The sequence below is a fragment of the bacterium genome (genome assembly GCA_030649055.1).
Lineage (GTDB): Bacteria > Patescibacteriota > Minisyncoccia > UBA6257 > JAUSGH01 > JAUSGH01.
Map to the genome: position 1 here is coordinate 26,740 of JAUSGH010000019.1, position 23,443 is coordinate 50,182.

At 51.3% G+C, this 23,443-nt stretch carries 23 protein-coding genes; 17 read left to right on the forward strand and 6 right to left on the reverse strand.

From position 1 onward, the window contains the following. Window positions 1–298: 298 nt before the first annotated feature. The 3 genes from ftsZ to Q7R85_04085 all read left to right on the forward strand — a co-directional run bounded on the left by ftsZ (window position 299) and on the right by Q7R85_04085 (window position 5,222). Entirely contained in the window at window positions 299–1,531 is a 1,233-nt protein-coding gene (gene ftsZ, locus Q7R85_04075) for a cell division protein FtsZ (protein ID MDO8585262.1), read from the forward strand. Between the two features lie 426 nt (window positions 1,532–1,957). Continuing rightward, window positions 1,958–2,698, forward strand: a complete 741-nt coding sequence (locus Q7R85_04080) for a nuclease-related domain-containing protein (GenBank protein MDO8585263.1) — start codon at window positions 1,958–1,960, stop codon at window positions 2,696–2,698. A 229-nt stretch (window positions 2,699–2,927) separates the two neighbouring features. Then, a complete protein-coding gene (locus tag Q7R85_04085) occupies window positions 2,928–5,222 on the forward strand; it encodes an ATP cone domain-containing protein (GenBank protein ID MDO8585264.1) in 2,295 nt (764 codons plus the stop codon). 124 nt (window positions 5,223–5,346) lie between these two features. Here Q7R85_04085 and Q7R85_04090 read toward each other — a convergent pair whose 3' ends face one another. Genes Q7R85_04090 through Q7R85_04100 form a run of 3 tightly spaced genes read right to left on the reverse strand, consistent with a single transcriptional unit; the run spans window position 5,347 to window position 6,651 of the window. Further along, window positions 5,347–5,784, reverse strand: a complete 438-nt coding sequence (locus Q7R85_04090; protein MDO8585265.1) for a hypothetical protein — start codon at window positions 5,782–5,784, stop codon at window positions 5,347–5,349. Between the two features lie 2 nt (window positions 5,785–5,786). Continuing rightward, window positions 5,787–6,239: a hypothetical protein gene (locus Q7R85_04095; protein ID MDO8585266.1), complete on the reverse strand. Its 453-nt coding sequence runs from the start codon at window positions 6,237–6,239 to the stop codon at window positions 5,787–5,789. A gap of 31 nt (window positions 6,240–6,270) precedes the next feature. Then, window positions 6,271–6,651 carry a hypothetical protein gene (locus Q7R85_04100; GenBank protein MDO8585267.1) on the reverse strand — a complete coding sequence of 127 codons (381 nt, stop codon included), beginning with the start codon at window positions 6,649–6,651 and terminating at the stop codon, window positions 6,271–6,273. A gap of 174 nt (window positions 6,652–6,825) precedes the next feature. Here Q7R85_04100 and Q7R85_04105 point away from each other — a divergent pair, with 174 nt between their 5' ends. Beyond that, window positions 6,826–7,269: a hypothetical protein gene (locus tag Q7R85_04105; GenBank protein ID MDO8585268.1), complete on the forward strand. Its 444-nt coding sequence runs from the start codon at window positions 6,826–6,828 to the stop codon at window positions 7,267–7,269. 35 nt (window positions 7,270–7,304) lie between these two features. Here the strand turns inward: Q7R85_04105 and Q7R85_04110 are convergent, their stop codons facing one another. Beyond that, complete coding sequence (locus Q7R85_04110) at window positions 7,305–7,589, reverse strand: hypothetical protein (GenBank protein MDO8585269.1); 285 nt, start codon at window positions 7,587–7,589, stop codon at window positions 7,305–7,307. A gap of 480 nt (window positions 7,590–8,069) precedes the next feature. On the opposite strand from Q7R85_04110, the gene Q7R85_04115 reads away from it, so the two are divergent. From Q7R85_04115 to Q7R85_04160, 10 genes are all read left to right on the forward strand, one after another. Next, window positions 8,070–9,692 carry a hypothetical protein gene (locus Q7R85_04115; protein MDO8585270.1) on the forward strand — a complete coding sequence of 541 codons (1,623 nt, stop codon included), beginning with the start codon at window positions 8,070–8,072 and terminating at the stop codon, window positions 9,690–9,692. A gap of 1 nt (window position 9,693) precedes the next feature. Next, entirely contained in the window at window positions 9,694–10,233 is a 540-nt protein-coding gene (locus tag Q7R85_04120; protein MDO8585271.1) for a Kazal-type serine protease inhibitor, read from the forward strand. A gap of 23 nt (window positions 10,234–10,256) precedes the next feature. Further along, a complete protein-coding gene (locus Q7R85_04125) occupies window positions 10,257–11,006 on the forward strand; it encodes a hypothetical protein (protein MDO8585272.1) in 750 nt (249 codons plus the stop codon). 200 nt (window positions 11,007–11,206) lie between these two features. Further along, entirely contained in the window at window positions 11,207–11,689 is a 483-nt protein-coding gene (locus tag Q7R85_04130) for a hypothetical protein (protein MDO8585273.1), read from the forward strand. Window positions 11,690–11,698: 9 nt separating this feature from the next. Further along, window positions 11,699–12,019, forward strand: coding sequence for a hypothetical protein (locus Q7R85_04135; protein MDO8585274.1), 321 nt, complete (start codon window positions 11,699–11,701; stop codon window positions 12,017–12,019). 3 nt (window positions 12,020–12,022) lie between these two features. Then, window positions 12,023–12,346 (forward strand): DsrE family protein, encoded by a 324-nt coding sequence (locus Q7R85_04140; protein ID MDO8585275.1) that lies wholly within the window; start codon window positions 12,023–12,025, stop codon window positions 12,344–12,346. Between the two features lie 106 nt (window positions 12,347–12,452). Next, the gene (locus tag Q7R85_04145) at window positions 12,453–12,653 is read left to right on the forward strand and encodes a cold shock domain-containing protein (GenBank protein ID MDO8585276.1); all 201 of its coding nucleotides are present in this window, start codon (window positions 12,453–12,455) and stop codon (window positions 12,651–12,653) included. Between the two features lie 72 nt (window positions 12,654–12,725). Next, window positions 12,726–13,007, forward strand: coding sequence for a hypothetical protein (locus tag Q7R85_04150; protein ID MDO8585277.1), 282 nt, complete (start codon window positions 12,726–12,728; stop codon window positions 13,005–13,007). A gap of 6 nt (window positions 13,008–13,013) precedes the next feature. Continuing rightward, a complete protein-coding gene (locus Q7R85_04155) occupies window positions 13,014–15,686 on the forward strand; it encodes a hypothetical protein (GenBank protein MDO8585278.1) in 2,673 nt (890 codons plus the stop codon). Between the two features lie 94 nt (window positions 15,687–15,780). Beyond that, the gene (locus Q7R85_04160) at window positions 15,781–18,495 is read left to right on the forward strand and encodes a hypothetical protein (protein MDO8585279.1); all 2,715 of its coding nucleotides are present in this window, start codon (window positions 15,781–15,783) and stop codon (window positions 18,493–18,495) included. 22 nt (window positions 18,496–18,517) lie between these two features. On the opposite strand, the gene Q7R85_04165 is transcribed toward Q7R85_04160, so the two are convergent. Then, window positions 18,518–19,033, reverse strand: coding sequence for a C39 family peptidase (locus Q7R85_04165; protein MDO8585280.1), 516 nt, complete (start codon window positions 19,031–19,033; stop codon window positions 18,518–18,520). A gap of 75 nt (window positions 19,034–19,108) precedes the next feature. Here Q7R85_04165 and Q7R85_04170 point away from each other — a divergent pair, with 75 nt between their 5' ends. Together Q7R85_04170 and Q7R85_04175 are read left to right on the forward strand one after the other, a co-directional pair. Continuing rightward, complete coding sequence (locus tag Q7R85_04170) at window positions 19,109–20,962, forward strand: VanW family protein (protein MDO8585281.1); 1,854 nt, start codon at window positions 19,109–19,111, stop codon at window positions 20,960–20,962. Window positions 20,963–21,141: 179 nt separating this feature from the next. Further along, on the forward strand, window positions 21,142–21,378 hold the full coding sequence (locus Q7R85_04175) for a hypothetical protein (protein MDO8585282.1): 237 nt from the start codon (window positions 21,142–21,144) through the stop codon (window positions 21,376–21,378). A 36-nt stretch (window positions 21,379–21,414) separates the two neighbouring features. Here the strand turns inward: Q7R85_04175 and Q7R85_04180 are convergent, their stop codons facing one another. Then, complete coding sequence (locus Q7R85_04180; protein MDO8585283.1) at window positions 21,415–23,145, reverse strand: helix-turn-helix domain-containing protein; 1,731 nt, start codon at window positions 23,143–23,145, stop codon at window positions 21,415–21,417. 84 nt (window positions 23,146–23,229) lie between these two features. Here Q7R85_04180 and Q7R85_04185 point away from each other — a divergent pair, with 84 nt between their 5' ends. Further along, window positions 23,230–23,439, forward strand: a complete 210-nt coding sequence (locus Q7R85_04185; protein MDO8585284.1) for a superinfection immunity protein — start codon at window positions 23,230–23,232, stop codon at window positions 23,437–23,439. Window positions 23,440–23,443: the final 4 nt, after the last annotated feature.

The following is a 23,443-nucleotide window of genomic DNA, read 5'->3' on the forward strand; positions in this document are numbered from 1 at the left end:
ACGAACCCGAAGGGATACGGCCAATTCCGGCGATTCCGGCGTCGCTCCTCCTCGGAGTATCAAGAGGATACACCTTCGGTCGTCGCTCCTAGGACTCGCCGGAATTGGCCAGTATCGCGGCGGGAGAGATTTTCGAGATGGGTTCTAAAGTAATCGCAAATAATGCGAATCAGGCTCTTTAATAATGCGAATGGGCGCATCGAAGCCATTTGCATTATTTTTTGCAGGCGTTCATGATGAAAATAATAGGATGCATGAGATAAATAGCCCCTGAGCTTGTCGAAGGGCTACGATATATATGAAGCAAAACGGAAGCAACAAAAAGTCAGCGGCAAAGAACAAGGTCATCCGGCCGAGTTATGCCGCGAATATTAAGGTGGTTGGCGTCGGTGGCGGCGGCTGCAGCGCGGTTTCGCGTATGCGCGACTCAATGGACTTTAAGGGCATTGATTTCATTGCCATCAACACCGATGTGCAGGATTTGGATTATTGCAATGCGAAAAAGCGCATCTATATCGGAAAAAATTTGACGAAAGGTTTGGGCACGGGTATGAATCCGGAGCTTGGTCGTCAGGCGGCGGAAGAAAACCGGTCGGAAATCGTGGAGTCGTTGAAAGGCGCGGATCTTGTGTTCATCACTACCGGCTTAGGCGGAGGCACTGGGTCAGGGGCCTCGCCAGTCATTGCCGAGGCGGCGCGCGAAGCCGGGGCGTTAACCGTTGCGGTGGTCACAAAACCGTTTTCTTTTGAAGGTGTACAGCGGGGACGTATTGCCGGTGAGGCACTCACGAAATTGAAAGAGAAGGTGGACACCTACATCGTTGTTCCAAACGATCGGATTTTCAGCATCATCAGCAAGGACACGCCGATAATGAAGGCGTTTGAAGTGATTGATAATGTGTTGAAGTCCGCTATCTCCGGTATCGCGGAACTCATTGCGATGCACGGGCTCGTGAACGTGGACTTCGCGGACGTGAAAGCGACCATGCAGAATACCGGCGGGGCGGTGGTGACCGTGGGCTATGCCGGCGGGGCGGAGCGCGCCACCAACGCGGTGAACGCGGCTATCAATTCGCCATTGCTTGAAACGTCTATCGAAGGCGCGCGGAGCGTGTTGTTCAGCGTTTCCGGCGGACGGGATTTGCGGATGAATGAAATCAACGACATCGCGAAGGTCATTGTCGGCGCGATTGATCAGAACGCCCGCATTATTTTTGGCGCGTATCACGACAAAAAGCTGAAAGTTGGTCAGCTGAAGGTGACACTCATCGCTACAAACTTCAACGGAGGCGGAGTGCAAAAAGGAGCGGAAACTCCGGCAACCAGCTTGTTCGCGTCAACCGCGGCGGAAATAAAAACCGAGCGGGCCGGACTTGCCGGCGCGACGCTCGCGGCGACGAAAGACATGAAGGACGCGGCGAACGATATGAAAAAAGAGGCGGATAAAAACGCCGCGGTAACGAAAAAGAAATCAAATGAGATTTGGGATATCCCGACGTTTTTGAGGAGGAATAAGAGAGGGGATGTGTAGGGTTTAATTTTGTCATTCCCGCCCTGATCGGGAATCCAGCAATTCTCCCTTTCATACTGTGTGCCGCCGTAGTTTTAACGAAGGAGCAAAGGGAGTGGCTGATAAGCCGGTGAATTTTAAATAGTAAATCCAAAAAGGTGCCCGCGGGCCCGAGGGGATTTAATATTTGTTTTCACCGTGCCCCCCGTCTCCGGACACCCGTCACCCGACCCGCCCTTTTTGACTCCGCGCGGTTTTCGGCGGTAGAATGGAGAAATTAAGATGAAGCAAAAAGAAAACAATTGCGATCGAAAGCGATCCCAAGAGAAAAGAACAAATGGTGGCGCCGGCAACGCGGTTGCTGAAATAAAACCAAGACCATTGATTCTTCTCGCAATTTAATCAAAGGCAGAATCGCGGGGGCGTAGCCCGTCTTAAATGATCAGGATGACCTATCCAAGGAAATTGTATTTAATAGCCCAAATTAAACTTTGGGGTATTCTTTTCGCAATGGTGGTTTTTTTGTATCTTGATCTCCGCTATTTTTTTAGCAACACAAGTTTTACCCTCAAAACCGTTGAACTACTTCTGGCTACGTTCATCGGTTATATTTTTTACCCAATACACTCGGCTTTTCAAAAAAGAGTTGACGAAATTCAAGAAAAAATCTTAATCGAAGCAGGTTCCGCAAAGTTGGGATTCAAGGGGGAAGACAAGGTTGCTGAATGGCTTGAAGAGTCGTTACCGACAGACAAGTATTCAATTTTACGAAACGTTACTTTACCCGAACATAAGTTTGACATTGATTTTGTTATCATCGGACCTCAAGGAGTCATTGTGTTGGAGGTCAAAAACTTTAGCGATCAGAGAACTTTTATTGAGGATGAATACTATCAGGTTAAAGATGGACAGAGATACGTCTTGTCCGTCGATTTCGATCCTAGATTTCAGGTACAATTGCATGTTTATTATCTCAGAAAGTATTTGGAGGATAACGGGCTTCGCGACGTCAGAATTTTAAAAGCTATTGTTTTTCCTAAAAGCGACGCGGCAAATGTTATTGGAAGCGTTGGCGTCTATATCGCAAGCGGACTTGATGCGTTAAAGAGGTTTTTTGATGGTGCAACTTTTGACCCTAGATATACGTCGGAACTTCGATCAAGAATCAAAGCAGTTTTATCGAAATAAGTTATACCCCTTATTCACGCGCCTGCCCGCCGAAAGAGGGAATGGGTGAACGATATTTTTCCGCTTGCGTTTTTTTGAGAAAGTTTCGCGGAAATTTTATGCACACTCGCCGTGAAGAGCCGAGTGCTATACTAAAAGTAAGGAGAAATAAATTATTAATTAATTTAATCGAGACGAACTTCGAGGCTTCAGCGATGAAGTCTTGAATCATCTCTAGGGGCCAAAATATATGGCAAAAAAGTCGCTCACGAAAGCAAAGGTTTCAAAAAAGGTTGCGGTGTCGAAGGTGTTTCAGTTCACGCGAAAACGCGATGGCCGGATTGTTCCATTTGATCAAACGCGCATCACCGAAGCGTTATTGAAAGCGCTCCATGCCTCGGGCGAGGGTAATGGACGGGATGCAAAAAAGATTTCCGACCGCGTGGTGAAAGTTCTGTTGAAAAAGTTTTCTCCAACCTATGTGTTGAGCATTGAAGAGATTCAGGATTCCGCGGAAAATGCCCTTATCCTCCTTGATTACGCAAAAACCGCGAAGGCATATATTTTGTATCGTAAAGAACGCGAGCGGTTGCGCGAAGCGCGCAAAGAAGTGCCGGCGGCGGTGAAACAGCTGGTCGCCGCGAGTAAAAAGTATTTCAAAAATCCGCTGGCGGAGTTTGTATATTACCGCACCTATTCGCGCTGGATTGACGAAGATGGTCGCCGCGAGACTTGGATTGAGACCGCGGGACGCTATATGGCTTTTATGAAGGAGAATTTGGGCGACAAGCTTTCCGAAAAAGAATATGGCGAAGTCCACGAGGCGATTTTGAACCAGCAGGCGATGCCGTCCATGCGTTTGTTGCAGTTCGCGGGCAAAGCCGCGCGGAAAACAAATGTCTGCGCCTATAATTGCTCGTTTATCGCGCCGACGCGTTTTGAAGATTTCGCCGAAATTGTCTATATCTCTATGTGCGGCACGGGTGTAGGGTTTTCCGTGGAGCATCAGAATGTGGAAAAACTTCCGCAAATTGAACGGCAAACGGGCGAAAAACTTCCGGACTATGTGATTGAAGACAGCAAGGAAGGATGGGCGGATTCGCTACTTTTCGGCATGAAAACGTGGTTTGCCGGCAAGGACGTGGTGTTTGACTATTCTGGATTGCGTGCCGCGGGCGTACGGTTGAAAACCATGGGCGGACGATCATCCGGCCCCGCGCCGTTGCACGAACTACTGGACTTTACACGGCGGAAAATTTTGGCAAAACAGGGGCGACGGCTCGGGACGATTGATGTGCACGACATCATCTGCAAAATCGGCGAGATTGTGGTGTCGGGCGGCGTGCGCCGCAGTGCCTTGATTTCGCTTTCGGATTTGGACGATCCGGAAATGCGCGACGCGAAGAACGGCCAGTTTTATTTGACCGAACCCCAACGGAGCTTGGCGAATAACTCGGCGGTCTATAATGAAAAGCCGACCGCGAGCCAGTTTCTGGATGAATGGGTGTCGCTCGCGAAGAGCGGAACAGGGGAGCGCGGCATCTTTAACCGCGGAGGATTGCACACCATGCTTCCGAAGCGCCGCATTAAGGCGTTGAAGGGATATTTGGGTAACTTGGGTACTAATCCGTGCGGAGAAATTATTTTGCAGTCGCGGCAATTCTGCAACTTATCTGAAGTGGTGGCGCGCCCCGAAGACACCGAAGCGACGCTTTTGGAAAAAGTGCGCGTCGCGACGATTGTGGGCACCTATCAGTCAACGCTCACGAATTTTGGCTATCTTTCCAAAGAGTGGAGGGAAAATTGCGAGGCGGAGCGTTTACTCGGCGTTTCGGTCACCGGCCAGTGGGATTGCGAAGCGGCGCGTAACCCCGAAGTGCTTCGCAAGATGCGCGATACGGCAATCCGCGTCAATGAAGAATACGCGAAACGGTTTGGTGTCGGTGCGTCCACCTGTATCACGTGCGTGAAGCCGTCGGGCAATCTTTCACAAACTGTGGATGCCTCCTCCGGCATGCACACGCGCTATGCGGAGTATTATATCCGCCGTGTGCGCATTTCGGCAACGGACAGTTTGTTCAAAATGCTCAAGGATCAGAAACTTCCGTATCATCCGGAAGTGGGGCAGTCGGCGGACACCGCCAATACATATGTCTTGGAGTTTCCGGTTAAGGCTCCCGAGGGAGCGGTGACGCGCAAAGATATCACCGCGCTTGTTCAGCTGGAACACTGGAAGCTCGTGAAGACTAACTACACCGAGCATAACCCTTCGGTCACGGTGTATGTTGCCGAAAACGAGTGGATCATGGTGGCGAACTGGTTGTATAACAATTGGGAATACATCGGCGGCCTCTCGTTCTTGCCGAAGGACAACCACGTGTATGCCTTGGCGCCATACGAAGAAATTACCAAGGAGCGGTACGAGGAGCTTCTCGCGAAGTTCCCGGACGTTGATTTCTCGCAAATCTTTGTCTACGAGCATCAGGACGAAACGGAAAACGCGAAGGAGCTGGCGTGCGTGGCCGGTGTGTGCGAAATTAGCTAGGCGCAGAAACAAAAAATGCGCGATTGCTGCGTTGCTCTTCGTCGGAGTACCTCAGTGGGTACACCTTCTCGGAGCGCTCAAGCACCTCGCGCATTTTTTGTTTTTGCGTTATCTGTCACTGTTATTACTGTCCTATCGTTTCGTCTTCTGCTTGTTCCTCCGGTTTGATTGTTTTGATGAGCTCCTCCATGAGTTCGTTGTGCCGTTCCGTCAGCCACGCAAAAAATTCTCCCGCGGTTGTGTTCGGCAGTTTTCCTTTGTATTCGTTCAGCGCTCCGCGTAAATCCCTTGCCGCCGCTTTTCGCGGCGGTTCTGGAGATTGATACGTCGCGAGTCCGTTCAAGAGTTCGTCGAATGTTGCAGAGGTTTCGGATTTGCCGGACTTGAACAGGTCATTTAACACGTCTTGCATTCCGCGGATTTTGGAAATTTCAAGCTTGAGCTCCTGAATTTTATGAATGCGGTCGCGTTCCAGCATCTCGTAAAATTCTTTTTCCATTTCGCCCGGCGTTCCGCCCTTGTCGGGATCCGGCGCGCCTTCGAATGTCGGGTTACCTTCCATGGTTATTCTTGGTGTTCCTGTTCCCGCATCTTTTTTATTTTCTTTTCGTTTTCATCAAGCTGAGCTTGAAGTAAGTCGTATAATTCGCCGATGTGTTTTGCTTCGGACGGCATAAATTTTTCATCTTTCAGCTTACTTATCATTGCCGAGATGTTGTTCCCTCCCTCATAATTGTGGCGACCATCTATTTCTTCCGCCGCGTCGCGTCCGGCGAATTCAATAAGGTCATAAATGGTTGAGAATTGATCAAGATGACGGCCGGGTTCTTTACCAACGGCGTGGCGCGAGAGCATTCCACCGATCCAATCCAGGAACCGCTTAGTTTCTTTAATGTACGCCGTGTATTCCGTGCCTCTTTGCTCAAATTCGTCTATTTCGGCGTGAAGTCGCGCGTCTTCTTTGCGCGCCTGCCATTCGTCACCCGGTCCCGTAAATTGTGGTCTTTCCGTCGGCATAAATATTTCCTGAGCTTGTCGAAGGATTACATTACCCCCTTGCCTCACGCGCAAGTTTAGCCATGCGCTCGTATCCGTCGCTTAATGCGTCAATAATTTCTTGCACTGTTTGCGCTTCGGGCGGAACAATATCCTTGTTTGCAAAGCGTTCGCGCATTTCTTCAAGTTTTGCGGCGCCTTCAATGTCGCCCTGCTCCTCGGCTGCTTGCTGATCGTGTGTTATCGCGGCGGCAAAATTCTCACGCCGTGACTCATCATCAAGCGGCTGTTCGGCGTCTTCTCCCGCATGGCGCGCCATAAACGGTTCCAGCCAATTTTTCATGGAGCGAAGCAAAATTGCCCGTTCCAATAACTTGTCCACGGATAACGGCTCGTTTTCGCGTTGTTCTTCGCCTTGATGTTCAAAATTCATATGTTGAGAATAAAATAATTTCGCGGGGAATTTCCCCGCGTTAGATCGACGATGAAGCGAACCTATGTTTAGTATATCACGTCGCAAATTTTTTCGCTGTTGAAAACTCGGCGCAGTTGGTCTATAGTATCCGCAGAGGTTCGTTTCGGAGGAAGGATAATGAAGATTCCGTATGTGAATCGAAAGAAACAGACGCCGCAGGCATTGGAGGCGCAGCTTGTCGAAATGAGCGACGCGCGAGATGAGCCCATGCTTGCAAAGTCCGGTCTTCTCCAATGGAGTCCGGATCATGAACGGCTCGCGCGGCTTATCCTGGACTACTGCGTCGGGGCGCGCGGCTGGAAAACCTTCACGATGCGGCAGGCGAAGAAGTTCGCGGGAATGCACAGCGACAATCTTCCGCACTTTGTACGCGCGGGACTGCTGGTTGAGGCCGACGGGCGATACCTCATAACCGACGTGCTCATCCTTTGGTTTGCCGAGCATCTTCGGAAGCCCGAGGAGCGCGCGCAGTCGGTATGGAGACGCATCGCTGGCGTGCTCAACAATCATGAGCACATTCTCTACTTCTACGACCACAAACTGTGGTTTGTGAAAGAGGGATTGGACGAGCAATAGACGGTGGTCGCCAAAGGCGACCACCGTCTACCATTTTATTTCCTCCGTCGTTTCCCGACCATCGTCCCGATAACTCCTCCGATAACCGCCGCGCCGACATTGAACATTCCCAGCAGGATGACGAGTGCCGGAAGCAGAGCAATGATGCCAAGCCCAACATCCTTCGGATTACTGGAAAGGTAAAGCCCAAGTGAGAGCGCGGCAATGCCCGCGCCAGCGAGTAGCGACACAAACAAAAAGATAAAGCGTTTCGTAAAAAACCCGATCGCAAACCCGATCGCGAACGATACGCCGATGAGCAGTTTAAAGAGTTGGTTCATATAGTACTACTATTGTACCATTGCGCGGGCATTTGAAAATTGCCGCGTATTTTGTTATAGTCGTTCTAGCGTCATAAACAACGCATTCCCCGGTAGCTCAGCGGTAGAGCGGCGCCCTGTAAGCAATTTGCAGCTTTCCGTCGAAAGGCGGATTGAAAAATTTCGGGATAACGGTGAAACCCTCGCAGTGCGGGGGCAATACCGTGGGAACTCCGACGCGAGGTCGGAGGCACCGTAGAGACTAGATACCGAAATCCCTAACATCCGACATTTGTTGGATCACGGGAGTGATATAGTCCACCCCTATTAGTAATAGTAGGACAAGTGTAAGGCGAAGGTCCCAGGTTCGATCCCTGGCCGGGGAGCAAAAACAAAAATACCCATATACGGGTATTTTTGTTTTTGCGACCGGCAGGGATTGAACGGGAAGGGGTCGGGAAAACGCGGTCGCGGAATGTGATACAATAAAATAATAATCATATGAAAAAAGTTTTTATCGGTTTGGGTGTGCTCATTGTTGGCGCGGTTGCGCTGGTGTCAACAAATCCTAGCGGTATATTTACGCCATGGTTGGCAAAAATTTCGCGCGGTCCGGAGATGAGCGGGTTGGCGACGCAAAAAGGAGACAAAAACATTCCGTATAGCGCGATCTTTACTGTGGTTCCGCCGAAGCCGGTTATCGCGCGCCAGGTATCAAAGCTGATAATTGCCCGATTAGGAGGCGCGCTCACCGTCACCGATGCAAAAGGCGTAGTGGCAACGCTTGTCGTTCCCGCGGGCGCCGTGAAGCGTGACACCACCATCACCATGGCGCCGCTCCAGGAAGTGCCGATAGCGAATTTTACCGATGCGTTTAGTAACGGAGTAGTTATTGAACCCGCGGGTTTGCAATTTGAAAAAAATGTGCAACTGACGTTTGACTATAAGCCGACAGCATCGGCAAGTCGCGCAAGCGTTAATCCGTATCTAGCACAAGTGTTGGCGCTCACGAGCGAGGAGGAAGACCGGGCGCTGTATGAAAAATTCAAAAATCAGACACCGGAAGAAAACGAAAAATACATGAATGACTTGTTCGGCGACGCGATCCAGAAATTAGAAAAAGCCGGATTTCCCGTGAATGCAGTCCCTGCGAAGGCGCCGGCGGTAAGCGCTCCTCAACCGAGCAGCTTCAGCAACGGTACAAAAGGATCAAAAAACACATTACCTAAAAAACTTGCCGTTATTCACGTTGACCATAATACCGGGCGTGTGAATGTCGCGGAAACTACTCATTCGGTATATGGCTCCAAAATCACCGCGACTGTCCGCAGTTTAAGTTCTTTTCCTACGGTTGATATGGGCGGACCGGCGGGACCCGGACTTGGGCAAAATGATTTGCAAAATGGCGCGGCTGATGCGGGGGGAGCGTGCACTCCATCATTTATCAACGCCATGCTTAGGGTGGCTTCTTGGCAGATGGCAACCGGTGCCGGCGGCGAAGCTACGGCTATGCAAGCCGTAGAAGATTGCGGCAGGAGCGCGTTTGAAGAGATGAAACAACGCTGTGAAGCTGATCCCCAGCATGTCACTCGTCGCGAAATGCTCGGGCTTATTCAGCTACTTCAACAACTCGGCGTTGAGCCGGAAGCGGAGCAGTCAATGGAATTGATGCAAACCTGTAAACGCATTTATTCTGTCTATGCGAACGTGGATGTGCCGGTCCCCGAAGGCAAATCAACGTATGGAATAAACGCTCAGCTCTGCGGGTACTTGGATGAACAGTGGGTTGGAACGGAAATCGCGGATTATACGATTTATTTGACTGAAGGTTGGACCGAGCAAGTGTATACGGGGGATATCCGATTTACGCTTCCACATGGTGGCGGACAATTCCAAACAGTAACGCGCGGTAATGTCTTGGTCACGGGTCGTGTTCCAAGAATCAATGTGCCGGAGACGGTTATGTCGGTTGAGGGCGATGGACAAATTGGTAACTACGACGGCAATAAGCAGGTAACAATTTTTTATAGTATGTTCGGACATGTAGATGTGCCGATGACGATTGAGATAACAAAGCAACAATGCGAAAGCACAAACGAAGTACTGGAACAATCCGGAATGTAGTATGAGCGGTATAAAAAACAACATTATTGCCGTGGCGCTCGCGATAACCGTCGCAATTCCGGTTATTTCTTTTGGCGCAACAGAGCCGGAAGTAACACCAAGAAGCATCTTTGCTTTTTTTGACGCTGCCGTAAAAAAGATATCACGTTTTTTTTCGGCGTTGTCGCGAAGCGAAAAGGTTGCGCCAAAAACCGAACAAGCAAAGCCGGAGACGACGGAGAAAAAAATTCCGGAATCGGCGTTGGAGAAAAGACTGAAAAATGATCCGGAGTATGGCCGGGTATTTCAAAAGTTAAATCCCGAAGACAAGTTGCGGGCGCAAAACGTTCGCACTATTGAAGATCGGCCCGTTTCGCCGCTTGAACAATTACCCAGTAACCGCTTCCCGATTTTTGAAGCGCCGGCATCAGGCGTTGTGTTGCCGAACTGTCTTTCGTCCGGAACCGTGTGCGCCGCAAACGGTAAAACCTATGTGAACGCTTGTTTGCCCGAACAGGCGAAGGTGGCAATTGCTCATGCGGGCCCGTGCGGAGCGCGATAGCAACGAATTAATGCGACGTGTTTATGAAAAAGATTTTGAAAATCATCGGTGCGCTCATATTGTTTTTGCTATTGGGCATGCTCCTTCTTTTTATTGCAGCCCGGAAAGCGTCACCTCCGCAGATTGTTGCTAATTTCACCGAACTCGACAAAATAGAAAAAATCTCAAAATATCGAAGTTGCGCCGGACATACTACTGTTCCGCAAGACGAACGCGAGATGCGGCGGAGCATGAAGCACTATTTTTCGGTGAAGCCGGAATATCTTGGCGGCAACACGGTCAATATTTATGCTCCGTATGACGGTTTTGTCGCCGTTACTCGCGAAGACCGCGCGGATGGCTTGGAGGGGGAGATCTGGATTGTGCCAAATGATATATATGTAATGCTTCCTCCAATATGGAGATGGAGTTTTAGCGTTCAGCACATCAATATACGCGAAGGATTAAAACGAGGGAGCGAGGTGAGGGCGGGTGAGCTTATCGGTTACGCGGCAGTTGCCGGCGGAAACAGGAATACGTTTGATGTCGTTTACGCCAAAGGAAGCCCGATCCCCAAACGCATAGATAATTGGATGGGGCCGTTTAGTGATTTGGACTCTGTGTTTAATCACATGTCGGAAGATGTTTTCGCGCAATATCAAGCAAGGGGGATTGAGTCAAAAGAAGATTTTCTGATTACTAAAGAGGAAAGGGATCTGAATCCGTGTACATACAAGGATGACGGCCCGTATTTCCTTAATCAGGATGATTCCAAAAATTGGGTTGTGTTTTGATTCCGGAACATAGTTCTATGTTATAATTGAGCCATGGCTTTGAATTACAAAACTCCAATTTCAATGCTTTTGTGCAAATTTCGACTACAGCGTGCGATAAAAAACTTACGAGATACTAGTGTATATCGTTCATTTTTTCTCGCCCGCTTCGCTCGAAATTATCTACAAAATCATTTGAAAGGAGTTTCGTAACTCAAAGCATGGATATTGTCGCCATACTGCAAAGCAAGCCCGTGCTTATTGGCCTCCATCTCGGTTTTGCCATTATCGGCATTGACGCGTTTTTGTGGCTGTTGGGGAAATTGAAGGGGGATGGAGGGTCGTCGAAAGCCACGATCGTCACCGCTGCGATCGGCGTTGTTGCTTTCGTCGCGAGCTGGATTGCCGGCGGCTACTACTACGTCGTATATTATGGAACGTTGGTAAAGCCAATCATCAAAGCCGGTGTTGCGCCGTGGGTGCACAATATTGTCATGGAAACCAAGGAGCATATTTTCCTGTTCGTTATTCCGCTTGCGATGACCGTATTGTTTATTACCCTGCTTCCGAAAGAGGACATGGATCGGCTTATGCTTCGCCGCATCGCTCTGTGGCTCGCCGGGGTTGTCGCCGCGCTCGGGCTTTTAATTGGCGCGATGGGGTTTGTTATTTCCGCCGCGGCCCGTTGGGGAGCAGTCAGCTAACATACTTTCATGGACAAACCAAAATTAATTAGTTCATCGGCGTACGCGGCAATTTTGACCATTATTTTTGTCGTGGTCATTACCGTTTGGGCGGAATTGTCGGTTCCGCTGAAGGATTGGCTGAAGAATTTTTCCGGTCATCACTGGACATCAAAGAGTATCTTTTCCGCGTTGCTGTACGCGGGCGCCACTGCGGCGTTGTATTTGTCGCCCTATCAACACAACGACAGTCGTCTTAAAAAAATGCTCGGACTTCTTTTGGCGTCTACGGCGCTTGGCACCGTCGTTCTCACGCTATTCTTTACGGGGCATCATTTCCAGCTCTTTTAACGTATGAAGCTCGGTATCATACTACAATCCAACAACCCGGAGCACATTTGGAACACATTCCGTTTGGGCATTACTTCCCTTAAGGCCGGTCACGCGGTGACCATCTTTTTGATGAGTGAGGGAGCCGAACTTGACACCATTGCTGACACGGAACACTTTGATATTTCCAGGAAGGTTGCCGAATACAAGGAATTGAAAGGAGGCCTCTATGCCTGCGGCACTTGTTTGAAGATCCGGGGTAAAAAAGAAAGCGGGGTTTGCCCGGTCTCTACCATGACGGATTTGCTCAAGATGGTTGAAGAATCGGATAAAGTGCTCGTCTTCTGACCTAGCTATTGACAAAAATTTAGTTATCTGCTATACTTTTAGCACGTCATTAGATTCCTCGTCGAACTTCTATCGCACGTACATTATTAAGCAAATCAATCATCCTATGAACGGAACAATCAAAACGCTCGTAAAGGAAAAACGGTTCGGATTTATCGCCCGCGAGGGTCAGGTAAAAGACCTTTTCTTCCATGCCAACGAATTGAAAGGTATCGAATTTGACCAACTGAATGTTGGCGATGCGGTCACCTTTGAAGTCGGGGACAGCGAAAAGGGCCCGAACGCAACGGGTGTGTCGCGCGCTTAAGCGCCGATAACAAAAACCCGGTCGCCTGAGGCGACCGGGTTTTTTGTTGCGCGAGTTTGTTATAATAGAAGTATGAATAAAAAAACTATATTGGTCGCGTTTGCGGTCGCGGTTTTTGTGTTACTCGGCGCGGGATATTATTATTGGAAAACAAGCACGCGGGAAGCTCCGAAGTCCGCGGCTGAGCAGGCGCTGGATGATCTTCAGCAAACGGCTGCCGGTGTTTCGGCCGATGTCGGAAGTAGTGTTGCGCCGGATGTTACAACGCCGAATGTTAATCCGATTACAACCGATACGAACCCGTACAACAAAACCAACCCGTTCTCGGGTTTAAAAACTAATCCGTTTCAATAAAAAGTTATGAATAAAAACATATTAAGCGTTTGTATTCTTATCTCCGGCATGCTGATTTCCGGCGCGATCGTCGGCGTTACGGGAATCGTGAACGCGCAAGAAACGGATTCGGCGCCTGCCGGTATTCAATTTCCGATAGCGGAATTGGGTAACTGCGGAAGCAAGGAGGAGTGTAAAGTGTTTTGCAATGACTCGCAAAACAGCGACGTGTGCTTCGCGTTCGCTGAACGGAATAATCTGATGAGCGCCGAGGAATTGGATCACGCGAAAAAGTTTAAGGATGGCGGAATGATCGGTCCCGGCAGCTGCAAGGGGCAGGCGGAGTGCGACCAATACTGTGGCAACGGGGACCACATGGAGGAATGCATCGCGTTCGCGCAAAAGAACGGAATGATGTCGTCTCGGCAATTGGAAGAATCGCAAAAAGTGTTGGCGGCTGTCAAAAAAGGGGTGAAGCCTCCTGCGTGCGGCGGACCTAAACAATGCGATGCGTATTGCGGTAGTCCTGAACATATGGAGGAATGCATGAATTTTTCTATTGAGGCCGGACTCATGCCCGACAACCAGAAAGAGCAGATGCAGAAGACGCTTGCCGCCATAAAGCGGGGAGTGAAACCACCTGCGTGCCGTGGTCCGCAGGAATGTGATGCGTATTGCAGTAACCCCGACCACATGGAAGAGTGCGTGAATTTTGCCGTAGAGAGCGGGATGATGCCGGACAATCAAAAGGAGCAAATGCAGAAAACTTTGGGCGCGCTCAAACAGGGCATTAAACCGCCGGCGTGCCAGCCGAATCGGCCACCAAATCAGCAAGGGCAACCTGGTGGACCCGGTCAGCAAGGTGGTCCGAATGAAGGCCAAGGTTTTAACCCGGGCTCCGGAGCGAACGGCAACGGTCCGGGTCGCGGTCAGGGCGGTCCGAGTGAGCAATTTAATCGACCGGACAATGGCTTGCCGTCGTGTGACCAGTATTGCGGCGAAGATAGCCACGTTGATGAATGTGTGAAATTTTCCGTGGCGGTCGGCAATATGACGGAAGAGCAGGCGCAGGTTTCTATAAAAACCCGCGGCAAAGGTCCGGGCGGATGCGTGGGGAGGGAAGCGTGCGATGCGTTTTGCGGCAATCCTGACAACCAAGAAACCTGTTTTAATTTCGGAAGAGACAACGGAATGATTCCGCCTGAGGATTTGCAGCGCATGGAGGAAGGCCAGCAGCGTATGAAGGAATCGTTTTCGCAGATGCCGCAGGAAGTTGCGGATTGTCTCGCGACTTCTCTCGGCGCTGATGTTGTTGAAAAGATAAAGAGCGGATCCGGGGTCAATCCGTCGGTTGGCCGCGCGATGGGAGAATGTTTCCAAAAAAATTCTCCGCGGCAGCCGGATGGGCAGCAGCCCGGAGGGCCCGGTCAATTCGGCCAGTCGGGACAAAGCGGTCCGGGCGATCCTATGTCCGCGGATCTGAAAGAATGTGTTCGATCTCAAGTTGGAGAAGATGGTCTTACAAGAATGCAGTCCGGAAATGTTGACGACTCCGCGTTTATGGAGAAAGTGCAAACGTGTTTTGAGAAATTCGGTCAGCCGGGTCAGTTTGGTCAACCTGGGCAATTTGGTCAGCAAGGACAAAATCAGACCGGACAGCAAAATGAGCAGATTCTGCCATGGGCGGATATGTGCGAACCTGATGGAAACGGGAATCCGACGGCGTTGGCGTGCGTTGACGGGACCGGAAAATTTGTAGTATCGGCAAAGGTAGGCTCAGATGGAAATCCGGTTTGTCCTGAAGGTTCGACGGCGAAGTGCGGTGATTATCATCAGGATAATCAACGGAGTCAGTTTAATCAGGGCCAACCCGGTCAGAATCAAGATGATCGGGGTCAGTTCGGTCAACCGGGTGAGCCCGGACAGCCGGGCCAGCAAGGGCGGGGTTTTGGTCAGTTCATCAAAGGGTTCTTCGGGGGTCAACAGGATCAATCAAATCAGCAGGGTCCGCAGGGACAAAATCAGCCAGGTCTGGGCGGTATAAATCCGGGTAATCAGCAGATGCCGCAACAGGCCGGTCCCGGTGGCTGCAAAGGGCCGGAGGAGTGCCAAAAATACTGTACTGCTAATCCGGAAGTATGTAAAAATTTCCAGCCGCCACAAAATCAACAAGGTCAGCCGGGACGCAATCAGCAGGGGCAACAACAAAAGCAAACCGGTCAGCGAGGACAAATACAGCCTAACCAGCCTAAACAGCAAGGTGCCGGCTTGGGTCCCTGTGGTACGGGTCCGGGTACTTGTTCGGGTATAGGGCCTGATGATGTGAAAGGTAATAGGGGAAACGGCCCCGGCGGTCCTAACGAGGGACAAGGCTTTGATCCCGGCACAAGACAGCGTGGAGATGGCTCTGGTCAAGGTGGTCAACCCGGACAATCGGGACAGTTTCCTCCGGGAGGGGCATCGTCCGGACAATTCCCCTCCATTCCGCAATTTATACAAGGGCAACCCGGATCGACCGGTCAATTCCCGTCCCCCGGACAGTTTCCGTCCCCTCCGCAGTTTATGCAGGGACAACCCGGTCCGACCGACGGAACGCAACCCGGTCAGTTTGTGCCGCCGCCGCCGAGCCAATCCGGACAACCGGGACAATTCAATCCGCCCGTAGAGATGCAACCCCAACAACCGCCGCCGCAGCCGTAACTCCTGACGCGGTAGCAACCCCGCGGGCGTTTTCTCCGCTTTATTTTTGTTTGTTCGCGGAAGCGGCACGCATGCAATGTGCTACAATGAAGGCATGAATGGCTGTAATAATTATGCGTATTGTACATCAGCGCGACGGTTTGTCGCGGGTTTTATTATGTTCGCGAGTTTATTTCCGGCCGGTTTTTCGCTCGCAGTGTATAGTCCGATTAATTATTTTCAAATTACTTATTCGCCTACGGTGTTCAGTAAAACTCTGATAACGAACGGGGGGACTTTTACCGCCACAATTAAAAGCAAGGGCGTTGCAACGCAAAACCCTCCATCTTCAGCGGATGCGGTCAGATTTTCATATCGTTACACTGCCAATAATAAAGCAACCGGTAAGGAGATCGTGTTGAATCCGTTACAAACTCTTACCGTAGAACCCTTCCCGCAAAAACAGGGAGAAAGTTATTCAGCGACGAATGTAGCGTCGCTGCGGTTTCCCGCAGGGAGCGCCTCGGGCGATTATACGGTGGTTGAGACAATTACCAATATTGAAATGAAAGACTCCGGACTTGATTGGCGACCCGCTCCTAAACCCTCTAAACCCGCTCCGCCCACGAAACCCTCCGCGCCGTCACAACCAACCCAGCCGTCCGGTCCGGGGAGCGGGGGAACAGAGTCGTCACAACCTACGCAACAATCTAAACCCACCAAACCATCAAAGCCACCCGAGCCAACACGGCCATCTGAACCCACAAGACCGGCAGAACCGACTGCGCCTCCGGGACCTCGCCGTGAAATAGGGACGGTAACATATGCGCCGGCAGTTGCGCCGGAACCAATGATCCCTGCGCCGGAGCCGGAGTTAGCAACAGAACCGGAATTAATACCGGTTTCTGATCTCAAGGCAGCGCCGGCAGCAAGATCTACTGTAGCCGCATTGGCTCTTTCGCCGGCTTCTGTTATTGGTGGCGCGACTTCAGTCGGTAAAATTACATTAGTCAAGCCCGCGCCCGTAGGCGGTCAGGAGGTGATGTTGCTGTTGATGGCCCCCAATAACACCTTGTCGTTTCCCGCGAAAGTGACAGTGAGTGCTGGCGCAACAACCGGTATTTTTAATATCACGACCAAGGCAGTAAATTCGCCGTTGAATGTGACTATTACGGCTACGTTGGGCATGGGTAGTCCAAAGCAAGCCGCTGTATTAACCATTAACCCGACACCGATTCTAACCGTGTCCGCGTTGTCTATATCTCCGGCAACGGTTACGGGCGGTGACTCCGCAATTGGCACGGTGACGTTGAGTGGTCCCGCGCCTACCAGCAATAAAGTTGTGCGGCTATCTGCTTCGCCAAGCGATTCGCTAATAATTCCAGGGAATGTGGTTGTGAAAGCTAGTGAGACGTCGGCTACGTTTGATATTAAAACCAAAAAGGTTACATCTGCTGCGAGTGCGATTATTACAGCCACACTTGATAGCTCCCAAAAAACCGCTTCGCTTACGATCAATTCGGCGCCTGCGGTTTGCGCCGGCACATGTGTCCGCTCCGATCAGCCGGGTCCTTCGGGTATGATGGGTCAAGGAACCGATAGTTGTCCGTCTGCGAAGACCGGTTCTTATAGATGCCGGTTGTTTAGTACGTGCTATTATTACACCCCACAGGTTTGCTATGTTCCCATCCCAATTCCTCTTATATTAAATGTTTCTCCGGCATCAGTGATCAATAACACTTCCGCGGTCGGCACCGTTATTTTGGGTTATCCCGCGCCTGCCGGCGGGCAAGTTGTGCAATTGTCGGCCAACACCTCTGCTGTAACGGTTCCCACGAACGCGACAGTCCCGGCTGGAGCGACAATGGGTACTTTCGAGATTAAAACCAATACGGTGAGTTCAATCGCGCGCGCGACCATTGAGGCAACGCTGGGTAATTATCGGGGAAGTGCGACGCTTACCGTTGAACCGACTCCGCCGCCGCCAATATTCGCGTTTACTGTGTCTCCGAATAGTCTCGTGAACGGCGGATCTGCGGTCGGCACAGTGACGTTGAGTAATCCTGCGCCTGCCGGTGGTCAAGTCGCGCAGTTGTTAGCGAATCCAACAGGTACCATTACGTATCCTTCAATTGTAAGGTTTCTCGCCGGCGCGACAACGGGCACGTTTAACATTCAGGCTACTAAAAAGGTGACCGCGCCTCTTACGGTGACCATTACGGCTACGCTGAATAACTTTCAGAAAATTACTACGTTCATAGTGAATCCGACGCCTCCGCCACCCACCATGTCTGCGGTGACTGTATCCCCGGCGCAACTGGTTGGTGGCGCCGCCGCGGTCGGCACGGTCACTTTGGATAGCGTCGCGCCCGCTAACGGTCAGGTGGTGATGTTGTCGTCTAATACCTTTGGCGTCTCATTGTATGGCGACACATTCACTACTTCGTGGTATTCGTGGTCGCCGCCTCCTCCGCAAGTAACAGTGAAGGCCGGAGCTACAACGGGCACGTTTAAAATCCAAACCAATAAAGTCAGTTCACTCGTAACCGCGGTCATTACGGCCACGGCAAATAAGTCGCAAAAAACCGCTCAATTCACGATCAATCCGGCACCCGTAGCTTGCACTGACAGTGATAACGGAAGGAATTATACCGTGAAGGGATCCGTTAAAACCGCGACGTTCTCCGGAAATGATAGTTGCGACGATTCTAAGCTGGCTGAATATTATTGTCTGAATTCGCCAAGTGCATATGGCGATATGTTTGGCGTAGTCGAATATAACTGTCCGAATGGTTGCAAGGACGGGGCGTGCTTGCCGGCTCCACGCTGATGGTGTCTTGCCGGCTTTTTGTTTACGGCTTTTCCCGCACCACGATAAATCTCCGCTTCCAGCCTTTTAAGAAATCCGATTCGGAAATACTCCGGTCCTTTTTAATTCCGTACGCGGGGTCGTGATATATCACTGTGCCGTCGTCGTGAATGCCCACAACGACAATGAGGTGACCCAGCGTTGTTTTGGGATTGAACTTGTTGTGGATGGACACCATGACCGGTCCTCCGGTCAAAAATTCTTTGAGCTTCGCGAATGCGGCATCGTTTGTCGCGTTCCAGAAGTCGTAATTTTTTCCGGAAAGGCCGTACAAATCTGCCAGCGCGGCTAACCGTTTATGATTCCAGCCCACATCCTTTGTATACGCGCCAAATTCCAGCGCTTCTAACAGCAGCTTTGTTACCGACACGCGTTTTGCGGTATAGAACTCCAGCTGCATGGCTAAGCTTGCCACGCCGCAGCCCTCGCGCTGCCACTCCACCTGAGGAATGTCCTGGAATTGCGAGTAAAAGGGGACGTTGTCCGCGTGAATAATCATAGGTTATATTATAGCACTCCACGTTATTCTTGTCAATGGTAGCTAATGATGCGCTAAAAACGCTACAATAGAGTCATGTGGCAACGTATCGTACGGCGGCATCGTTTGGTTATTCTCATCATTCTCATGCTCGCCAGCATCGGCGTATTGGGCTTGTCGTATGAACAGCAATACCGCGGGAGATTTTATCCGGGCGTAATTCTTGGGGGCATTGATGTTGGCGGGAAGTCTTATGGGGACGCGCGGGCGTTGTTTGAGCGGCGCGCCGGCGAGTTCGCTGAGCACGGGCTTGATTTTATTTTTGAGCGTGGCGACAAACAAAAAGAAGTGCGGGTGCCCGCGTTTATCGCCGGTCTCACTCCCGACAACCTTGTGGTATATTTTTCGCTTGGTAATTGGGCGGCAACCATTCGTGATGCATACGCCTTCGGCCGGACGGGTTCGTTGTGGCGCCGTGGCACGGAGCAATTCGGCGCGCTTGTCTCCCGCAAAAATATTGACATGCCCGGCACCGCAAACAGAAACGCCGTGCAGTCGCTGTTGAATCGCGAACTTGTAAAGTTCTTTTCAACCGCCGCGCCGGCGCAGTTTGTTAAAAGGGGTTCGCTCATGGTCATTGCATCGGAAAAAATCGGCGAGCGGGTGGATGACGCGGAGATATTTGATGCCATAAGTCGGAACCTCGCCGTGTTCGACGCAAGCGTCATTCGCTTGCGCGCCAAAACTGAAACGCCAGAAGTGACGGCGGAAAAACTTGAGCCGTTTTTGAAGCTCGCGAATGACATCGCCAATTCGGCCCGTCTGACCTTTTATTATCGGGACGCGCGCTGGCGGGTGAATGGCGCGACGCTCGCAAGCTGGCTCACGCTCAAGAGTTCCCGCGAAATCGGTATTGATACCACGAAGCTCAAAAATTTCCTCGACAAAACCGTGGTGCCGGTTATCAACGACCCTCCGCGCAACAGCCGTTTTGAAATGCGTTCCGGCACGCTCGTCGAAACTATTCCCGGAAAATCCGGCAATGTGGTGGATATTGAGGCGACGGTGCGGCATGTGGAAAAGGTGGTGTACACGGTACAGCGTTCGTATGCCCAGAACGGTAATTTGTATCTCGCGCTCGTTTCGGCAAACGCGCAGGTGAACGTCACCGCGGATAGCGGCGCAATGGAAATCCCCATTGAAACCATTGAAGCCAATCCGGAGATCACTAAAGCGACTATTGAGGAATATGGCATTCGGGATCTTGTCGGCTCCGCGAAAACAAGTTTCAAGGGAAGCAGTTCCGACCGGCGGCATAACATTGAAATCGGCGCCGCGAAGTTGAATGGCATACTCATCGCGCCCGGGAAAGAGTTTTCCGCGGTCACCTCCATCGGCACCACTAGCGAGGCGGAAGGGTTTCTTCCCGAATTCGTCATCAAAGAAAATAAAAGCGTCAAAGAATTGGGCGGCGGACTTTGCCAGGTGGCGACAACGCTTTTTCGGCTCGCGTTAAATGCCGGACTTCCGGTCACGGAGCGGACTAACCACCGCTACGTTGTGTCATATTACGGGCCGGGGCTGGACGCAACCATCTACGACCCGAAGCCGGATTTGAAGTTTGTGAACGATACGGATACGTATTTATTGTTGCAGGGAAGAGTGGAGGGCGATGAGGTAGTGTTTGAGCTGTATGGCCGGCGGGATGGGCGGTTGGCGTTGATTTCTGATCCGATATTGACGGATGAACTACCGGCGCCGGACGTAAATTATGTTGCCGCTCTCGATTTACCCGTCGGAGAGATTCAGTGCAGCGAGACGCCGCGCAAGGGGATTACCGCCGATGTCACCTATACGGTGCGCTATGTATACGGAGAAATAAGGGAACAGAAATTTCACAGCGTGTATCAGCCGTGGCAACGCATTTGTCTTGTGGGATTACTGCAGTAAATGCAAGCGCCGGCCCCGCATTTGCGAGACCGGCGTCTTGTGCGACGAACCTATCGGCAACCGCGGTCGCGGCGCCAGCGATGATCGTTTCTGGGCGGCGGATCGCAGCGCGGCGGAGTATACCTCGGCGGGTTGTGCCGCGGACGGTTCCAGTTGTCACTGGGGCAGGCTCCCTGCTCGTGGCGGTAACCGCACCGTCCGCAGCGGTCGTATTCCACGCCGACGTTGACGCGCCAATCGATGCCATTGCAACCGACGGCGCCGAGGCCGAGGGCGATGGCAAAACCGAGACAGAGCACGACGCGCTTCATGGGGTTCTCCTTTCAAAAAAACCAATCGAAGCACCGATCTACTATAGCACAAGCATGCGGAAAATGAAAAGCGCTTGGTTTATTCAGTTCGTCAGTCGGCATTAATAACATTCCGACATTCTCAAGAATGTCGGAATGTTATTAATCGTCTTTGAAAAGTATGCGGGCGAAGCGGAGGTCGTCGAAGGAATATTTTTCCCGGAAATGTTGAAACACCGGCGTCAATTTTTCGTGTCCGATGGTGTGAAACGCGGCGTGGATTTCCGGCAGGGCGTTTTTTAATTCCGTGGATATAAATGTGGCGAGTTCTGCTTGCGTCACGGCGCCTTTTTTATAGAGATCGGTAATGTGCGCGCAGACCGTTCCCGGCGTGAGGTTCCGGATTGCGGCAACTTCGGCGATTGTTTTTCCGCTTTGAAGCAGCGCATGCGTCATGGCAATCGTCGGTTGTTTTGCCCCGCCCCGAGCCCCGTTTGTTTCCATGTTTTTTTGTTTCATTGTTTCATTGCTCGCTGTATTGCCTCCGCACGCGAGAATAAAATCCCTATGCGCCGCCGCGGCGGTTTCCGCGGACGTGGCGCTCTGTGCGTGTGCCGCCACAACCGATGCGCCGCGGAATGCTTCGTCTTTCACGAGTATCTCCGGATGCACCTGAAACGCGCGTTCATTCCAGCCCAAAAGATGCAGTCCCGAAAGTTGCCGCACGCGGGAGAGTGCCACATACCCCTGGCCGAATTCAAACACATTCCGTAAATCCATCACCGCTTCGTCCAAACTCATTCCTTGGCTTTTATGCACGGTGATTGCCCAGGCGAGGCGCAACGGAATTTGTTTGATGCGCGCGAGCGGCCGGTCGTTTTCCTCTATCATCCACTCCACCGGCTCAACTTCAATGCGTTCCCTTCGGCGTGTTTCCACTATCGGGTAACCGTCATGCGCGCTAAAACCCACCACTACTCCCAGCGTGCCGTTCACATAACCCTCCTTCTGATTATTCTTTGTGAACATCACCGCCGCGTTGATTTTCAAGAATAGCGTTTCCGGCGAAAGGCAGTTTTTGATGAGTGTAGCCGCGAGCTTCGGCGCTCCCTGTGAGGTCATCAAAAATGAATTTTCGTGACCCGGGAGGCGCTTGAGCATCTCCGCATTGATGCGGTCTACGTCGGCATTATGCGTGAAAAGTTTCGGCGCGTTTTTCGGCGCGGTCGCCAGTGAAGTCATTCTTTTTGCGATGTGCGCGAGGTGCGTTTCGTTAAATATGTTTTGCCTGATGGCGGAAAGCACGCCGAGGAATTCCGGGTCATCCTGCCGGTGCTGTTCCTCGAGGTAGCACACCGTGAGGTTGGCGTCTCCCCAAGCGGTTGAGTCATACGCGAACACCGGCGGGTTGTCGTCGGCAAATGATGCTTGCCCGGCTTCTGCTTCCCGCCGCTTCACAATCGGAGGAAGCTGGAAAAAGTCGCCCACCAGCACCACTGGCAACCCGCCGAACGGTTCTGTTTTTGATAAAACTTCCCTACATGCGGCGTCTACCATCGTCAACGTGTTTGCGGAAAGCATGGACACCTCGTCAATAATCAGCACCTTCGCGCGGCGCATGCGTTTCACCACGCGCTCATTTGCGGCTATCATGCGCAGGTCATATTTTGTGAGCGCTTCTTTGATGCCAATGCCGCTCCACGCGTGGATGGTCATGCCGCCGATGTGCGTCGCGGCTATACCCGTTGAAGCGGTGATTGCCGGCTCAATATCGTGCTCGTGCAGCCAGCGTACATAGTGATTCACCGTGTGCGTTTTCCCGCTGCCCGGCTCGCCGGTCAAAAATACATTCGCTCCGGTCTTCAATATTGTGAGCGCCTCCTCTTGTGTCATGCACCAAGTGTAGCAGAATTTTCTTCGTCATTGCGAGGCGGTGCACAAATTGGAGATTAGCGAACGGTGTAGTAAAATTAAAATATGGCTCAGCAAGGAATGTTTAATGCCGCACTCGCCCTTCTTCTTTTCTTGATTTATTTTTTGCCGACCATTATTGCCGGCTTCAGTGGGAAGCGGAATGGCTGGGCGATTTTTGCATTAAACTTTTTTCTCGGGTTTACATTTATCGGCTGGATTATTGCGCTGGTGTGGGCATTAACAAAAGATAGCGTCCAAGTGGAGATAAAATAGAGTT

What these genes read in the sequence shown, in the direction of transcription:
- Q7R85_04140 (MDO8585275.1), top strand. Translation starts at nt 12,023, where the DNA reads ATGAAGCTCGGTATCATACTACAATCCAACAACCCGGAGCACATTTGG.
- Q7R85_04150 (MDO8585277.1), top strand. Translation starts at nt 12,726, where the DNA reads ATGAATAAAAAAACTATATTGGTCGCGTTTGCGGTCGCGGTTTTTGTG.
- Q7R85_04165 (MDO8585280.1), bottom strand. Translation starts at nt 19,033, where the DNA reads ATGATTATTCACGCGGACAACGTCCCCTTTTACTCGCAATTCCAGGAC.
- Q7R85_04135 (MDO8585274.1), top strand. Translation starts at nt 11,699, where the DNA reads ATGGACAAACCAAAATTAATTAGTTCATCGGCGTACGCGGCAATTTTG.
- Q7R85_04130 (MDO8585273.1), top strand. Translation starts at nt 11,207, where the DNA reads ATGGATATTGTCGCCATACTGCAAAGCAAGCCCGTGCTTATTGGCCTC.
- Q7R85_04080 (MDO8585263.1), top strand. Translation starts at nt 1,958, where the DNA reads ATGACCTATCCAAGGAAATTGTATTTAATAGCCCAAATTAAACTTTGG.
- Q7R85_04110 (MDO8585269.1), bottom strand. Translation starts at nt 7,589, where the DNA reads ATGAACCAACTCTTTAAACTGCTCATCGGCGTATCGTTCGCGATCGGG.
- Q7R85_04160 (MDO8585279.1), top strand. Translation starts at nt 15,781, where the DNA reads ATGAATGGCTGTAATAATTATGCGTATTGTACATCAGCGCGACGGTTT.
- Q7R85_04125 (MDO8585272.1), top strand. Translation starts at nt 10,257, where the DNA reads ATGAAAAAGATTTTGAAAATCATCGGTGCGCTCATATTGTTTTTGCTA.
- Q7R85_04155 (MDO8585278.1), top strand. Translation starts at nt 13,014, where the DNA reads ATGAATAAAAACATATTAAGCGTTTGTATTCTTATCTCCGGCATGCTG.
- Q7R85_04100 (MDO8585267.1), bottom strand. Translation starts at nt 6,651, where the DNA reads ATGAATTTTGAACATCAAGGCGAAGAACAACGCGAAAACGAGCCGTTA.
- Q7R85_04120 (MDO8585271.1), top strand. Translation starts at nt 9,694, where the DNA reads ATGAGCGGTATAAAAAACAACATTATTGCCGTGGCGCTCGCGATAACC.
- Q7R85_04090 (MDO8585265.1), bottom strand. Translation starts at nt 5,784, where the DNA reads ATGGAAGGTAACCCGACATTCGAAGGCGCGCCGGATCCCGACAAGGGC.
- Q7R85_04185 (MDO8585284.1), top strand. Translation starts at nt 23,230, where the DNA reads ATGGCTCAGCAAGGAATGTTTAATGCCGCACTCGCCCTTCTTCTTTTC.
- Q7R85_04180 (MDO8585283.1), bottom strand. Translation starts at nt 23,145, where the DNA reads ATGACACAAGAGGAGGCGCTCACAATATTGAAGACCGGAGCGAATGTA.
- Q7R85_04145 (MDO8585276.1), top strand. Translation starts at nt 12,453, where the DNA reads ATGAACGGAACAATCAAAACGCTCGTAAAGGAAAAACGGTTCGGATTT.
- Q7R85_04095 (MDO8585266.1), bottom strand. Translation starts at nt 6,239, where the DNA reads ATGCCGACGGAAAGACCACAATTTACGGGACCGGGTGACGAATGGCAG.
- Q7R85_04085 (MDO8585264.1), top strand. Translation starts at nt 2,928, where the DNA reads ATGGCAAAAAAGTCGCTCACGAAAGCAAAGGTTTCAAAAAAGGTTGCG.
- Q7R85_04115 (MDO8585270.1), top strand. Translation starts at nt 8,070, where the DNA reads ATGAAAAAAGTTTTTATCGGTTTGGGTGTGCTCATTGTTGGCGCGGTT.
- ftsZ (MDO8585262.1), top strand. Translation starts at nt 299, where the DNA reads ATGAAGCAAAACGGAAGCAACAAAAAGTCAGCGGCAAAGAACAAGGTC.
- Q7R85_04170 (MDO8585281.1), top strand. Translation starts at nt 19,109, where the DNA reads ATGTGGCAACGTATCGTACGGCGGCATCGTTTGGTTATTCTCATCATT.